The organism is Streptomyces sp. NPDC051207, from assembly GCF_040682395.1.
Taxonomy (GTDB): Bacteria; Actinomycetota; Actinomycetes; order Streptomycetales; family Streptomycetaceae; genus Streptomyces.
In genome coordinates, this window is record NZ_JBFBAX010000013.1 from 157638 (window position 1) to 172422 (window position 14785).

Below are 14785 nucleotides of genomic sequence, written 5' to 3' on the forward strand. Positions count from 1 at the left end.
GTCGTCACGCGCGCCCCCGCCCTTCGCGGCCATGACCGACCCGACTGTTCCCTGATCGGCAAGCGACCGCTTAGTATGCGCTGGACCGGTCGGACGACGCAGGCGACGTGGAGGCCCCGCATGCAGGCATGGCAAGTGCACGAGAACGGCGAGCCCGGCGCGGTGATGCGCCTGGCGGACGTGGCGCCGCCGACGCCGGGCGACGGCCAGGTCCTGCTCAGGGTGCGCGCCGCCAACATCAACTTCCCGGACGCGCTGATGTGCCGGGGCCACTACCAGGTCAGGCCCCCGCTGCCGTTCACGCCGGGCGTGGAGATCTGCGGCGAGACCGAGGACGGACGCCGGGTGATCGCCAACCCCGTGCTGCCGCACGGCGGTTTCGCCGAGTACGCCGTCGCGGACGCCGCCGCCCTGCTGCCCGCCCCGGACTCGCTGGACGACGCCGAGGCCGCCGCACTGCACATCGGCTACCAGACGGGCTGGTTCGGTCTGCACCGCCGGGCCGGTCTGGAGGCCGGCGAGACGCTGCTGGTCCACGCCGCTGCGGGAGGGGTCGGCAGCGCGGCCGTGCAGCTCGGCAAGGCGGCCGGCGCGACGGTCATCGGCGTCGCCGGCGGCGCCGAGAAGGCGGCCGTGGCCCGCGACCTGGGCTGCGACGTGGTCGTCGACCGGCACACCGAGGACGTCGTCGCCGCCGTCAAGGAAGCCACCGGCGGCCGGGGCGCGGACGTGATCTACGACCCGGTCGGCGGCGAGGCCTACGCCCAGTCCGCCAAACTCGCCGCCTTCGAGGGCCGGATCGTCGTCGTCGGCTTCGCGAGCGGCACCATCCCCAGCCCGGGGCTCAACCACGCCCTGGTGAAGAACTACTCGATCATGGGCCTGCACTGGGGCCTGTACAACACCAAGAACCCCAAGCTGGTCCGGCACTGCCACGAGCAGCTCACCGGCCTGGCCGCGCGGGGCGCGATCAAGCCGCTGGTCAGCGAGCGGGTGGCGCTGGACGGCGCGGCTGCCGCCGTGCAGAAGGTCGCCGACGGCCTCAGCACCGGCCGGATCGCCGTCGTCACGGAGGAGGCAGCATGACCGACGCCGCCGAACTGCGCCGCCGCACGCGGGAGTTCCTGGCCGCGCACCCGCCCGCGGGCACCGACCGGCTCGACTTCCTGCGGGCCCGCTTCGACGCCGGGCTGGCCTGGGTGCACTTCCCGGAGGGCCTCGGCGGACTCGGCGCCTCCCGGTCCCTCCAGGCCGTCGTGGACGCCGAACTGGAGGCCGCCGGGGCGCCCGACAACAACCCGCGGCGCATCGGCATCGGCCTCGGCATGGCCGCGCCGACCCTCCTGCGCTACGGCACCGAGGAGCAGAAGCGCACCTTCCTGCGGCCCCTGTGGACCGGCGAGGAGGTGTGGTGCCAGCTGTTCAGCGAGCCCGGCGCCGGCTCCGACCTCGCGGCGCTCGGCACCCGGGCCGTCCGCGAGGGTGACACCTGGGTGGTCGACGGGCAGAAGGTGTGGACGTCCAGCGCCCACGTCGCCCGCTGGGCCATCCTCATCGCCCGCACCGACCCGGACGTGCCCAAGCACCGGGGCATCACCTACTTCGTCTGCGACATGACCGACCCCGGCGTCGAGGTCCGGCCGCTGCGCCAGATCACCGGCGAGGCCGAGTTCAACGAGGTCTTCCTCACCGGCGTCCGCATCCCCGACGCCCACCGCCTCGGCGAGGTCGGCGACGGCTGGCGCGTCGCGCAGACCACGCTGAACAACGAACGCGTCGCCATCGGCGGGATGCGGCTGCCCCGCGAGGGCGGCATGATCGGCCCGGCCGCGACGACCTGGCGCGAACGCCCCGACCTGCGCACCCACGACCTGCACCAGCGGCTGCTGAAGCTGTGGGTCGAGGCCGAGGTCGTCCGCCTCACCGGCGAACGCCTGCGCCAGCAGCTCGCCGTGGGCCAGCCCGGCCCCGAGGCCGCCGGCATGAAGCTCGCCTTCGCCCGCCTCAACCAGGAGATCAGCGGCCTGGAGGTCGAACTGCGCGGCCCGGAGGGCCTGCTGTACGACGACTGGACCATGCGCCGCCCCGAGCAGGTCGACTTCACCGGCCGCGACGCCGGCTACCGCTATCTGCGCGCCAAGGGCAACAGCATCGAGGGCGGGACCAGCGAGGTCCTGCTGAACATCGTCGCCGAGCGCGTCCTGGGCCTGCCCGGCGAGCCGCGCACCGACAAGGACGTCGCCTGGAAGGACCTCGCCCGATGAGCACGACGAGCACCGCGCCCGACCTGCTGTACTCGGAGGAGGAAGAGGCGCTCCGCGCCGCCGTCCGCGACCTGCTCACCGACCACTGCGACCCGGCGGGCGTCATCGCGCGCATCGAGTCGGACACGCCGCAGGATCTGTCGCTGTGGAAGTCCCTCACCGACGGCATGGGCCTCGCCGGGCTGCTGGTGCCCGAGGACTTGGGCGGCCAGGGCGCGACCCACCGCGAGGCCGCCGTCGTCCTGGAGGAACTGGGCCGGGCCGCCGCCCCCGTGCCGTACCTGACGAGCGCCGTCGTCGCCATCGAGGCGCTGCTGGCCTGCGAGGCCGGTGACCTGCTCGGCGAGTTGGCGTCCGGGCGGCGCGTCGGCGCCCTCGCCGTCGGACTGCACGTCGCCCCGGGCGGCGCCTTCCGGGCCGTGCGGGTGGACAACGGCACGCTGCGCGGCGAGCTGACCGGCATCGCGGACGCTGCCGTGGCGGACGTGCTGCTGGTGCCCGGCGACGACGGCGGTCTGTACGCCGTGGAGTCCGGCGCCGTGACCGTCACGCCGCAGGTGTCCCTGGACCTGACCCGCCCCCTCGCCACCATCACGCTCGACGCCGCCCCGGGCCGCCGGCTCGGCGACGCCGAACCGGCCGTGCGCCGCGCCCTGCGCGCCGGGGCCGGGCTGCTCGCCTCCGAGCAACTCGGCGTCGCCGACTGGGCGCTGACCGAGACGGTGCGCTACCTGAAGGAACGCAAGCAGTTCAACCGGCCCGTCGGCGGCTTCCAGGCGCTCAAGCACCGGCTCGCCCAGCTCTGGCTGGACGTCGCCGGCCTGCGGGCCGCCGCCCGCGGCGCGGCCGACGCGCTGTCCACCGGCCAGGACGCGGACGTCGCGGTCGCCGTCGCGCAGGCGTACGCGGCGCCCGTCGCCGTCCGCGCCGCGGAGGAGGCGGTGCAACTGCACGGCGGCATCGGCATGACGTGGGAGCACCCGGCCCATCTCTACCTGAAGCGGGCCAAGGCCGACTCGATCGCCCACGGCACACCGGGCGCCCACCGCGAGGCGCTGGCCGAACTGGTCGACCTCCGCGCGCCCTGACGCACACCCGGCCGACGGCTGGGGAAAGCCCGCCCCACCTGGGGCGGGCTTTCCCGTGCGCCCTGCTGCGGTGAAGTGAACGCCCGGCGGCGGTCCGGCCAACTCCGGCGCTGTGGCTGCTGTTCGGTGACCCCGGAACCTCATACTCGCAGAGGTTCCGTACGGCACGACCAGGGAGGCAGCGCATGGCCCTCACCACCCGCCGCAGAGTTCTCACCACGTTCGGCGCCGCCCTCGCGGGCGCGGTCGCCCTGCCCGCCACCCGCGCGGTCGCGGGTGAGAACCGGCACGGCCCGCGCCCGTTGTGGCGCGCCCACGCCCACAACGACTACGAGCACCCGCGCCCCCTGCTCGACGCCCTCGACCACCGCTTCGGCAGCGTCGAGGCCGACATCCACCTCGTCGGCGGCCAACTCCTCGTCGCGCACGACCCCGAGGACCTGGACCCGGCCCGCACGCTGGAGTCCCTCTACCTCGACCCGCTCGCCGCCCGCGTCCGTGCCCACCACGGGTCCGTGTACCGCGGCCACCGCAGGCCCCTCCAACTGCTCATCGACATCAAGACCGAGGGCGCGTCGACCTACCTCGAACTCGACCGGCACCTCGCCCGCCACAAGCACCTGTTCACCACCTACGTCCACGGCCGGGTGTTCCCCGGACCGGTCACCGCCGTGATCTCCGGCGACCGCGCGGCACGCGTGCCCATGGCGGCGCAGACCTCGCGCCGCGCCTTCTACGACGGCCGGCTCGCCGACCTCGGCGGCCCCGCGCCCGCCTCGTTCGCCCCGCTCATCAGCGACAACTGGACCCACCACTTCACCTGGCGGGGCGTCGGCCCCTTCCCGGCCGCCGAACGGCAGAAGCTGCACGGCATCGTCGAGGCGGCGCACGCCCGCGGGCAGCGGGTGCGGTTCTGGGCGACCCCCGACACGCCCGGCCCCGCCCGGGACGCGCTGTGGAGCGAACTGGTCGCCGCCGGCGTCGACCACCTGAACACCGATGACCTGGCCGGCCTGGAGGCGTTCCTCGACGCCCACGACCGGGCGTAGACACCACACGTTCGGAGGACAGGTCAGCCGCACGGACGAACCCTCCGCTACGCCACACTTGCGGCCGAACGCCGCGAAGCGGACGTGGCGGAGGAGGTTCGCGATGGCCGTGTCCATCTCTGTGGTGCTGTTGCTGCTGATCCTGGCGGTGATCTTCCTGCGCAGCGGGGGACTGAAGCTCTCCCACGCCCTGGTGTGCCTGCTGCTCGGCTTCTCCCTGGCCGGCACGAGCATCGCCCCGACGATCCAGGAGGGCCTGACGGCGACGGCCGACATCGTCAGCAGCCTCAGGCCGTGAGGCCGGGCCGCCGTTCAGGGGGCTGCGAAGACGCCGATGCCGTTCGGGACCGGGCGTTCCGCGCCGCCGCTCGGGTGGTTGCGCACCGAGACGCGGGTTGCGCCCGGTTCCCGGGCGACCAGCGTGGCCGACCCGCCGCCGTCCAGATTGAACGCGTCGTGCGCGCCCAGCCGCCGCATGGTGTCGGCGACTTCGGAGACGGTCAGACCGCTCCGGTACGCGGGTGCGCCGTCCACCGCGAGCAGCAGCAGGCGCCGCCCGCCGTCCGCGACGCCCACGGCGGTGCGCACCGCGGGCGTCCGCGCGTCGAGCCCCGGCAGTGGCCGCCCGCCCACCAGCACCGGACAACCGCCGAGAGCGAAGCGGTAGGGCGTCCCGGACGTGGCCGCCACCAGCCGGTGGCGCACCTGGACCGACTCCCCGGCGGACAGCTCGCGCAACTGCCGCGCCCCTTCCTCCCGGCCGACGAGCACGGTCGTCCCGGCCGGGACGGGGCCGGTGCCCGGGGTGTCCGCGGCCGCCACGACCCGGCCGTCCCGGACCGTCACCTCGTAGGTGTCCGTGCTGCACGGCGCCGCCCGGTCCGTGTCCGTGCCGCACGTGGCGCGCACCCGGGACGCGCTGCCCCACTCGGCGGTGAACGCGCCGACGGAACCCTCCGGCAGGGCGTACTGGTTCAGGCCGCCCAGCGGAAATTCTCCCTCGCCCGTGCGGACGGACCCGTCGAGCGCCAACCGGTCGAGGCGGGCCCTGCCGTCCACGCCCACACCGAACACGTCCTGCGTGGACGTGCCGGGCGGCAGCGCCGGGCCGAACCGCTGCCCGTGCGGCACCGCCGCCTTCAGCGCGCGCCCGCTTGCGATCACCGGCCCCACGCTCGCGCCGGTCGCCTCCACGCCCGGGTGCTGCGTCTCGGAGATGTGGAAGAAGTCGCCGTTGACACCACCGACGGCGCCCTGGGCGTCCGCCATGACAGAGACGGGCGCACGGGCGGCAACGGCGCCGGGGTACAGCAGGCCGACCCGTACGTGCGGGTCGCCGAGGTCGACGCGCAGTACGTGCGCGTGCGTCGTGCCGTGGGACGCCGTGATGTCGAACTCCTCGTACCCGACACCGGGGGCGACGGCGGTGCCGCCCGGTGCGGCGCTCGCCGGCCCGGCGCCCACCAGCGCGCCGAGCACCATGAGCACCGCCAGGAGCGCCGCTCCAACGCGTCCGCCTCTCGCACCACTCGCACCTGATCCGGACCGCCCACGCCGACGCGTCACAGCACCCCCTGAGGTCCCGTCAAATGTCCCAGGACCCGCGGGGAGTCCACCAGACGGTGATGACCGTCCGGGTGACCCGGGGTGGTGACCAGCCCTCGATCAGCCGCGACCGTGTGAGAAACGCACGCCTTCGGATGCCTCAGGAGAAGCCGCTGCCGCGGCCCTGGCTCCACACGGCGTACTGGCTCCTGGACACCCAGAACGGCACGCTCTCCTCGACGTCCTCCACCTCAAGCTCCGCGAGCAGCACGTCCGAGCCGCTCGTGCGGAACGCGCCCGCCGGACAGCACAGGGGCGCGCTGCCGTCGCAGCAGCCGCCGGACCGGTGGAACGTCAGCGGGCCGTGCGTCGCGCGCAGCCGGCGCAGCAGTCCCGCGGCGGCGGGCGTGAGCTCGACGCGCGGGATCTCCTCATCCGTGCCAACCGTCCCGGGCGAGCCGCGTGCGGGTCAGCGGACCGTCGTCGGACCGGTACCGGACAGCACACCACGGGCGGGGCTGCGAGGACGTGGCAGCCGGCGGCGCCGTGGCCGTCAGCCGCCCATGGCGTCGCGGGGCAGCACGGTGACGCGGTGGAAGTTGCACCGGCCGGTCGCGGGTCCGCCCGGGGCGGGCCAGGTCTGGTGGGCCTTCAGGGCGATGCTCACCAGACTCATCAGCAGGGCCACGTCCGTGTCGCAGTCGAGGTGGACCGTCACCCAGGGCGAGCCGGGCACCACGTGTATGGCGCTCGACCCCCGCAGGTCGTAGTGGAAACGCTGGATGGCCCGCTGGGTGAGGTGCAGGTCCACGTCCCGCTCGGAGTGGAAGTGGACGATCTCGGCGTGGGCGGTGCGAAGCGCCCGCCCGGTGCCGCAGCCGGCAGGCCCCGCCGTCAGGTCGGGCCAGGCCTCGAGTTGCTCCATGGCGCGCTGGGCGAGAGTCATGTCCACATCGTCGCCCGATCACCGCCTCGCAACCAGAGGTTGAGCGATTTGTAACCGTGCCGTGAGGTGACACACGCGGGAATCACGGACGCGTGCCCGCCTCGAACCGCGAGACGGGCACGCGCAGGGCACTGGCCTGGCCGGCCGCGACTCGCCAGGCCACCGGCGCTCAGCGAGCGCCGGTCCAGTTGTGGGCGACGTCCACCACGATCCGGTCGGACAGCGACAGCACCCGGAACGGCAGCTTGGCGCGGACGCCGAGCCCGATCTGGGTCTCGCCCTCGAAGCTGCCGGCGAACCGGGTGTCCCGGAACGTGCGGTACCCGGTGAGGTCGACGCCCGGCAGCGGACGGCCGACCCGGCCGGGATACGTCGGCGTGCCCGTCCCGTCGTAGGAGGGCGCGGCCACCCGGACCTCGATGACGGCTCCGCCCGCGACCGGGACGGCACGTCCGGACCCGTCCTGGTGGACCTGGCTGACGTACCGCACCCAGTAGCCGATGCCCTGGCCCGCGCCCGGGACGTCGATGACCATCCGGTCGAAGCAGGCGTGCCGACCGGTCCTGATGTTCGTCAGCGGCTCCGAGGTGTGGGAGGCGCCGCTCTTGGCGAGGCTGCCCCAGCCGGTGGGGCAGGCCGTGGACTGCGTGGTGGTGACCGGTGCGGCACCGGCCGGAATGGCGGTGAATGCCAGCGCGGCACTCATGAGCGCGGCCGTGGCGAGCGCTCTACTGTTTCGTCCCATGGTGTCCCCCGGGGCGTCGATGTGCTGATATGGCATGAGACACCCTGGATGGCTGAATGGTTGCGCTCACTGGCCTATTTCGTGGCCCCCCGGGCGAAGCCGTTGTAGATGTACCGCTGGAGGAAGAGGAAGACGATCAGCGTCGGCACGATCACCAGGACGGTGCCGGCCGAGATGTGCTCCCAGTGCGCACCGAACGGGCCTTTGAAGCGGAACAGGGCGGTGGAGATGGTGCCGAGGTCCTCCGCCGGCATGTAGAGGAACGGGATGTAGAAGTCGTTGTAGACCGTGATGCCCTTGATGATCACGACTGTGGCGATCGCGGGCTTCAGCAGCGGCAGGATGATCTTCCAGTAGATGGTGAGCGAGTTGGCTCCGTCGAGCCGTGCCGCCTCGTCGAGCGCGACCGGGATGCCGCGGATGAACTGGAGGAAGATGTAGATCGAGACGATGTCCGTGCCCATGTACAGCAGGATCGGCGCCCAGAGGCTGTTGAACAGGCCGAAGCTGTTGACCACTTGGAAGGTGGCGACCTGGGTGGTGACACCGGGCACCAGCGTGGCGATCAGGAACAGCGCCATGACGGGCTTCTTGGCACGGAACCGGAACCGGTCTACCGCGTACGCCGTCATCGAGCCGATGAGCACGGTCCCGGTGATGGAGAACAGCAGGATGAAGGCGGTGTTGGCGAACGCCGAGAGCATCTTGCCGTCGGTGAACGCCGTGGCGTAGTTGCCGAAGTTGAACCAGTCGCCCGGCAGCGACAGCGCACCGCCCTCGGAGACCTCGGCGGAGGTCTTCAGCGAGGTCAGGAAGACCACGGCGAGCGGCACCAGCACGACCAGCGACGCGAGGATCAGCGACAGGTAGGTCAGCGCGGGCGCGATCCGGCGGCGGCGCCGCGCGGGAGCCGCCTTGGTTGCGGGCACGGTCGTGGTCATACGAGGTCCACCTTGTCGTCGGGCACGAGGCGGCGCTGGATCCAGGTGATCAGCAGGATGATCAGGAGCAGCACGACGGCCGCGGCCGAGGCCAGGCCGGTCTTGTTGAACTGGAAGGCGAGCTTGACCGTCTGGATGACGAAGGTCGACGTGCCGGTCGCGCCGCCGGTCATGATGTACGGGATCTCGAACACCGACAGGGACCCGGAGATCGCCAGGATGACGCTCAGGCCGATCACCGGCCGGATGCCCGGCGCGATGATGTGCCGGAACTGCTGCCACCGGGTGGCCCCGTCCAGCTGCGCCGCCTCGTACAGCTCCCCGGGGATGGACTGGATGGCGCCGAGGAAGAGCACGAAGTTCAGGCCGGTGAAGCGCCACACGGACACGCCCGCCAGGGAGGTGTTGGCCGAGGCCGGGTCGCCGAGCCAGGCGTGGTCGGGGTCGGAGCCGAACCAGGACAGCACCGAGTCCAGCGTGCCGCCGTCCTGGAAGAAGTACAGGAAGACGAAACCGATCGCCACGCCGTTGATCAGGTAGGGGAAGAAGAGGATGCCCTTGAACAGGTTGCGGAAGCGCAGGTCGAAGCTGAGGATCGTGGCGAAGTACAGCGCGATCGTGATCTGCGCGACCGACGCGGCGAGGTAGTAGAAGCTGACGAAGAACACCCGGAACAGTTCGGGCCGGGTGAAGATCTGCCGGTAGTTGTCGGCGCCCGTGAAGTTCCGGTCGGGGCTGACGCCGTCCCAGTCGGTGAAGCTGAAGTAGATCATGTTCGCCACCGGCACATAGGTGAACGTGATCAGCAGGGCGAGCGGGACGGCCAGGTACAGCCAGGGCGTGAGGCGGCGCAGCAGCGGGCCGGACCGGGAACTGCCGCTCCGGGCGGGCCGTTTGTGCTGTGCCGCACGGGGCGGTGCGGCGGTGCGCGGCGGCTTGGCGGGCGCCGTGCCGGTGGTCTCGGTCATGTCGGGCCTTTCATCGTCCGCAGGGTGCGCGACGGGCGGTGGGCCCCGGCCGGTGCCGCGGCCGGGGCAGGCTGACGGTCAGGAGCCGACGGTCCGTGCCGCCTCGTTCCACCTCTTGTCGAGGTCCGCCAGATAGGCGTCGAGGCTGCCCTTCTGCGCGCCGCGAGCGATGTCGACCAGCTTCTGGCGGTAGTCCGGCTTGTTCAGGCCGATCTCGGCCGCGTTGTCGATCGCGTTGACCTCACCGGTCTTCGCCTCCGACCGCTCCACGAACCTGACATCGTTGTCCACGAAGTCCTGGAGGGTGTCCGGCATGGGAGCGGACTTCAGCGTCGGCACGGCGCCCTCCTTCTGGGAGTAGCCCGACTTCAGCGTGAACCAGTCGATCCAGGCCCGCGCGGCGGACTTGTGGTCGGAGTGGATGTTGACCGCCTGCTGGTAGTCGGAGGCGAGCGTCGCGCAGAACGTGCCGTGCTCCTGGGTGGGGAACGGCATGAACCCGATGTCGTCGGGGTCGGTGCCCGCCTTCTGGGCCGCGTCCCGCATCTGGGTGATCGCCCAGGACCCGAGGTGCATGGTGGCGATCTTGCCGCGGGCGATCAGGCCCTTGGACGACTCCCAGTTGGTGGTGGACGGGTCCTTCTCGGACAGGCCGCCCTTGACGACGTCGTGCAGCAGCGAGTCGATCACGTGCAGCTCGCTGCCCCGCTTCCAGGGGGAGACCGCGCCGGCGAGCTTGTCGTTGGCCTTGCCGTCACAGGTGACGGTGCCGACGTTGTTGCTCCAGGCGGTCAGCGGCCAGCCGTCCTTGAAGTTCGTGTAGTACGGCACCGAGTCCGTCTTGGACTTGATCGCCGCCAGGTCCCGCAGGAACTCGGCGGGCGTGGTCGGCCAGTCGGTGATGCCGGCCTTCTTCCAGACGGCCTTGTTGTAGACGAAGCCGTTGGCGGTGCCGAACTGGGCGATGCCGTAGACCTTGCCGCCGACGTCGGTCTTGTCGCTGAAGCGGTACTTCCCGCCGAGGTCCGCGCTGGAGCCGAGCGGGGCGAAGAACTTCGGGTAGTCGTTCTTGGCGACGACACCGGGGATCATCAGGACGTCGCCGTAGTCCTCGGTGTTCATCCGGATCTTGACCTCGCCCTCGTAGTCGGTGAGGGCCTCGAACTCGACCTTCACCGTGGGGTAGATCTTCCGGAACTCCGCGGCGTACTTGTCCATCGTCCCGTTCTGGACGAGGTCCGTGCGGTGCGTCAGGACCTTGATCGTGCCCGAGACGTCACCGGGCTCGGCGGGCGCCTTCGCGGTCTCGCCGGAGGCCGTGCCCTGGCCGCTGCACCCCGCGGCGGTCAGGATCGCGGTGGCCACGAGCGTGCCGGTGAGCGTCTTCTTCTTCCCCATGTGCCCAGCTCCTTCAGGAATGCGGCTCGGTCTGCGGGTGGGATGCCGGAACTATGTCAGCGGTCGGTGAACCGGTAAAGCCACGATTTCGAGCACGATGCCCAATCGTTACCGGATGGGTCAAGAGGCCGACGCCTGGACAGGCGGTTTGCTGGACGAGAGGGCCCCGCAGATGACTAGACCGGTTTATGGACACGGACTGGTCAGCGGGTTACGTTGTCCGCCGTTGTCCATCACCCCGGCCTGAGTCAGGCGATTGGAGCCGCACCATGAAGGACGTCACCCAGCTCACCGACGGCTGGAGCCTGCGCCACGAGGACGCGCTGCTGCCGGCGCGGGTACCGGGCTGCGTCCACACCGACCTGCTCGCGGCCCAGGTCATCGAGGACCCGTTCATCGGCCTGGCCGAGACCGAGGTCGCCTGGGTGGGGCGCCGCGCCTGGACCTACGTCCGGCCACTCGCCCACGACAGCGCGCACGAGCGCACCGACCTCGTCTTCGACGGGCTCGACACCGCCGCATCGCTCACCCTCGGCGGCCGGCCCCTCGGGACGACCCGCAACATGCACCGCCGCTACCGCTTCGACGTCACGGGCCTCGACGGCGAACTGGAGGTCCGCTTCGCCTCCGCCTACGACGAGGCCGCCGCCGTCCGCGCCGTCACGGGTGAACGGCCCAACGTCTATCCCGAACCCTCCCAGTACATCCGCAAGATGGCGTGCAGCTTCGGCTGGGACTGGGGACCCACCCTGGTCACCGCCGGCATCTGGCGCCCCGTGCGCCTGGAGCACTGGTCCACCGCGCGCATCGCCCGCGTCCGCCCGCTCGTCACCGTCGACGGCACCACCGGCCGGGTCGAGGTACGGCTGGACGTCGAGCGCACCCGGCAGGGGCAGGGCCGCACCCTGACCGTCGAGGCCCGCGTGGCCGGCGCCCGCGCCGAGGCCGTCCTCACCGGCGACGAGGCGGTGCTGCGCCTGGACGTGCCCGGCGTACGCCTGTGGTGGCCCCGCGGCTACGGCGAACAGCCCCTCTACGACCTCGGCATCACCCTCAGCGACGACACGGGTGTGCTGGACACCTGGCAGCGCCGGATCGGCTTCCGGACGGTCGAGCTGGACCGCGCGGCCGACGAGCACGGCACCGGCTTCACCCTCGTCGTCAACGGCGTGCGGATCTTCGCGCGGGGCGTCAACTGGATCCCCGACGACGCCTTCCCGTCCCGCGTCACCCCCGAGCGCTACCGCACCCGCCTCACCCAGGCCGCCGAGGCCAACATCGACCTCGTACGGGTGTGGGGCGGCGGCATCTACGAGGACGACGCCTTCTACGACGCCTGCGACGAACTCGGCCTGATGGTCTGGCAGGACTTCCTCTTCGCCTGCTCCGCCTACCCCGAGGAACAGCCGCTGCGCGGCGAGGTCGAGGCCGAGGCGCGGGACAACGTTGTCCGGCTGATGCCGCACCCCTCCCTCGTGCTGTGGAACGGCAACAACGAGAACCTGTGGGGCTTCCGCGACTGGGACTGGGAGCCCGCCCTGGCCGGCGACTCCTGGGGCGAGGGCTACTACCTCGGCCTGCTGCCCCGCGTCGTCGCCGAACTCGACCCCACCCGCCCCTACACCGCCGGCAGCCCCTGGTCCGGTTCCTGGGACCACCACCCCAACGACCCGGCGCACGGCACCCATCACTCGTGGGAGGTGTGGAACCGGCAGGACTACGCCGAGTACCGCGCGAGCGTGCCGAGGTTCGTCGCCGAGTTCGGCTGGCAGGCGCCGCCCGCCCTGGCCACCCTGCGCCGTGCCCTGCCCGGCGAGGACCTCGCCCCCGACTCCCCGGGCATGCTCCACCACCAGAAGGCCGAGGACGGCAACGGCAAGCTGAACCGCGGCGTCGCCCGCCACTTCCCGCTCCCCGAGGGCGACTTCGACCGCTGGCACTACCTCACCCAGCTCGTCCAGGCCCGCGCCGTCGCGGCGGGCATCGAGCACTGGCGCTCCCACTGGCCGGTCTGCGCCGGCACGATCGTCTGGCAGCTCAACGACTGCTGGCCGGTCACCTCCTGGTCCGCCATCGACGGCGACGGCCGCCCCAAGCCGCTCTACCACGAGCTGAAGCGCGTGTACGCCGACCGGCTCCTCACCCTGCAACCCACCGACGAGGGCCTCGTGCTCGCCGCCGTCAACCAGTCCGCCGCGCCCTGGCACACCACGGTGACGCTGCGCCGCCTGGAGGCGGACGGCACCACCCTGCACGAGGGCACCCTCGACGTGGCCGCGGCCCCCCGGTCCGTCGTCCGCCTCGCGGTCCCCGAGGTGCTGGCGCCCGCCGAGCGGTCCGCTAAGGAGTTCCTGGTGGCCGACGCCGGCACCGACGGGCTGCGCGCCCTGCACTTCCCGGTGTCCGACCGGGACTTCGCCCACCCGGCACCGCGCTACGACATCGCCCTCGAACCGGTGACCGGCCAGAGGGATAGAGTCGACGTCGTGGTGAGCGCCCGTACCCTCGTCAGAGACCTGCTGCTGCAGGCGGACCGGCTCGGCCCGGCCGCCGCGTGCGACAGCGGCCCGCGGACCCTGCTGCCCGGCGAGCAGACCCGTTTCCGAGTGACCGGCTGCGGCCCCGTGGACCTCCAGGACGTCCGGGCCGCCCTCTTCTGCGTGGACATGGTGTGAGCAGCTCGACGGAACGCGTCACCATCAAGGACGTCGCCGCCCGGGCCGGGGTGTCCAAGGGCGCGGTGTCGCTGGCCTTCAACCACAAGCCCGGCGTCTCCGCCGCCACCCGCGAGCGGATCTTCCAGGCCGCCAGGGAGCTGGGCTGGGCGCCCAGCGCCACCGCGCGCAGCCTGTCCAGCCAGCGCGTCGACACCGTCGGCCTGGCGCTGTGCCGGCCCGCCCGGCTGCTCGGCCTCGAACCCTTCTACATGGACTTCATCTCCGGCATCGAGAGCGTCCTGGCCGAGCGTTCCTGCTCGCTGCTGCTGCGGCTGGTGCGCGACCTGGACGAGGAGATCGTCGTGTACCGGGACTGGTGGCGGGGCCGGATGATCGCCGGCGCGATCCTCGTCGACTTCCGTGAGGACGATCCCCGGGTGCCCGCGCTGCAGGCCGCCGGACTGCCCGCCGTCGCGGTCGGGCATCCGTCCCTGACGGGACCCTTCCCGGCGGTGTGGACCGACGACGCCTCGGCCGTCGCCGAGGCCGTGCGCTACCTCGCGGCGCTCGGCCACCGCCGCATCGCCCGCGTCGGCGGGCCGGAGGACCTCGGTCACAGCGCCATCCGGGCCCGCGCGTTCACCGCGACGACGCGGGAACTGGGCCTGGAGGAGGCGCGGCAGATCGCCACCGGGTTCGACGAGAAGGAGGGCGCCCGCGCCACGCGCTCCCTGCTGCTGGCCGCCGACCGGCCCACGGCGATCGTCTACGACAACGACATCATGGCGGTCGCGGGCGCCGGCGTGGCCGCCGAGATGGGTTTCCTGGTCCCCGACGACCTGTCCCTGCTGGCCTGGGACGACTCGCAGCTGTGCCGGATCACGCATCCGACGCTGTCGGCGATGAGCCACGACGTGCACCAGTTCGGCGCCGAGGTCGCGCGCGTCCTGTTCGACGTCATCAACGGGACGCACAGCGCCTCCCACCAGGTGCCGACGCCGTCGCTGACGCCACGGGGGTCCACGGCGCCCGCGCCGGTCGCGCCCGGCGCGTAGGCACCGGGCGGAACGCGGAAGGGCCGCGCCCCTGCGGGGATGCCGTTGGTTAATTCGGGCCTGGTTGCTTCGCCCCGTCGCTATGCGGCGGGGCGAAGTGCTGTCAGAGGGCTGGTGCGGGTGCGGGCT

General features: G+C 72.2%; 14 protein-coding genes. 7 read left to right on the top strand and 7 right to left on the bottom strand.

Translation table 11 applies throughout. The annotated features are described in order from the left end of the window. Positions 1-120 precede the first annotated feature (120 nt). The 5 genes from AB0M97_RS15980 to AB0M97_RS16000 all read left to right on the top strand — a co-directional run bounded on the left by AB0M97_RS15980 (position 121) and on the right by AB0M97_RS16000 (position 4699). Complete coding sequence (locus tag AB0M97_RS15980) at positions 121-1086, top strand: NADPH:quinone oxidoreductase family protein (RefSeq protein WP_365961452.1); 966 nt, start codon at positions 121-123, stop codon at positions 1084-1086. Next, the gene (locus tag AB0M97_RS15985; protein WP_365961453.1) at positions 1083-2264 is read left to right on the top strand and encodes an acyl-CoA dehydrogenase family protein; all 1182 of its coding nucleotides are present in this window, start codon (positions 1083-1085) and stop codon (positions 2262-2264) included. The genes AB0M97_RS15980 and AB0M97_RS15985 overlap by 4 nt, the downstream gene beginning before the upstream one ends. Beyond that, positions 2261-3352 carry an acyl-CoA dehydrogenase family protein gene (locus tag AB0M97_RS15990; protein WP_365961454.1) on the top strand — a complete coding sequence of 364 codons (1092 nt, stop codon included), beginning with the start codon at positions 2261-2263 and terminating at the stop codon, positions 3350-3352. The genes AB0M97_RS15985 and AB0M97_RS15990 overlap by 4 nt, the downstream gene beginning before the upstream one ends. 185 nt (positions 3353-3537) lie before the next feature. Beyond that, entirely contained in the window at positions 3538-4401 is an 864-nt protein-coding gene (locus AB0M97_RS15995) for a phosphatidylinositol-specific phospholipase C/glycerophosphodiester phosphodiesterase family protein (RefSeq protein ID WP_365961455.1), read from the top strand. A gap of 103 nt (positions 4402-4504) precedes the next feature. Continuing rightward, on the top strand, positions 4505-4699 hold the full coding sequence (locus AB0M97_RS16000) for a hypothetical protein (RefSeq protein WP_365961456.1): 195 nt from the start codon (positions 4505-4507) through the stop codon (positions 4697-4699). 14 nt (positions 4700-4713) lie between these two features. Here the strand turns inward: AB0M97_RS16000 and AB0M97_RS16005 are convergent, their stop codons facing one another. From AB0M97_RS16005 to AB0M97_RS16035, 7 genes are all read right to left on the bottom strand, one after another. Then, complete coding sequence (locus tag AB0M97_RS16005; protein WP_365961473.1) at positions 4714-5883, bottom strand: phosphodiester glycosidase family protein; 1170 nt, start codon at positions 5881-5883, stop codon at positions 4714-4716. A gap of 223 nt (positions 5884-6106) precedes the next feature. Continuing rightward, a complete protein-coding gene (locus AB0M97_RS16010; protein ID WP_365961474.1) occupies positions 6107-6373 on the bottom strand; it encodes a DUF779 domain-containing protein in 267 nt (88 codons plus the stop codon). Between the two features lie 126 nt (positions 6374-6499). After that, a complete protein-coding gene (locus AB0M97_RS16015; protein ID WP_365961457.1) occupies positions 6500-6892 on the bottom strand; it encodes a luciferase family protein in 393 nt (130 codons plus the stop codon). A gap of 169 nt (positions 6893-7061) precedes the next feature. Continuing rightward, the gene (locus tag AB0M97_RS16020; protein WP_365961458.1) at positions 7062-7637 is read right to left on the bottom strand and encodes a hypothetical protein; all 576 of its coding nucleotides are present in this window, start codon (positions 7635-7637) and stop codon (positions 7062-7064) included. Positions 7638-7711: 74 nt separating this feature from the next. After that, on the bottom strand, positions 7712-8578 hold the full coding sequence (locus AB0M97_RS16025) for a carbohydrate ABC transporter permease (RefSeq protein ID WP_365961459.1): 867 nt from the start codon (positions 8576-8578) through the stop codon (positions 7712-7714). Further along, positions 8575-9546, bottom strand: coding sequence for a sugar ABC transporter permease (locus tag AB0M97_RS16030; protein ID WP_365961460.1), 972 nt, complete (start codon positions 9544-9546; stop codon positions 8575-8577). Before AB0M97_RS16030 ends, AB0M97_RS16025 begins: the two co-directional genes overlap by 4 nt. Before the next feature lie 78 nt (positions 9547-9624). After that, entirely contained in the window at positions 9625-10944 is a 1320-nt protein-coding gene (locus AB0M97_RS16035; protein ID WP_365961461.1) for an ABC transporter substrate-binding protein, read from the bottom strand. 269 nt (positions 10945-11213) lie between these two features. Between AB0M97_RS16035 and AB0M97_RS16040 the strand changes: the two genes are divergently transcribed. Together AB0M97_RS16040 and AB0M97_RS16045 are read left to right on the top strand one after the other, a co-directional pair. Further along, on the top strand, positions 11214-13619 hold the full coding sequence (locus AB0M97_RS16040) for a glycoside hydrolase family 2 protein (protein WP_365961462.1): 2406 nt from the start codon (positions 11214-11216) through the stop codon (positions 13617-13619). Further along, positions 13616-14656: a LacI family DNA-binding transcriptional regulator gene (locus tag AB0M97_RS16045; protein ID WP_365961463.1), complete on the top strand. Its 1041-nt coding sequence runs from the start codon at positions 13616-13618 to the stop codon at positions 14654-14656. Before AB0M97_RS16040 ends, AB0M97_RS16045 begins: the two co-directional genes overlap by 4 nt. Positions 14657-14785 lie beyond the last annotated feature (129 nt).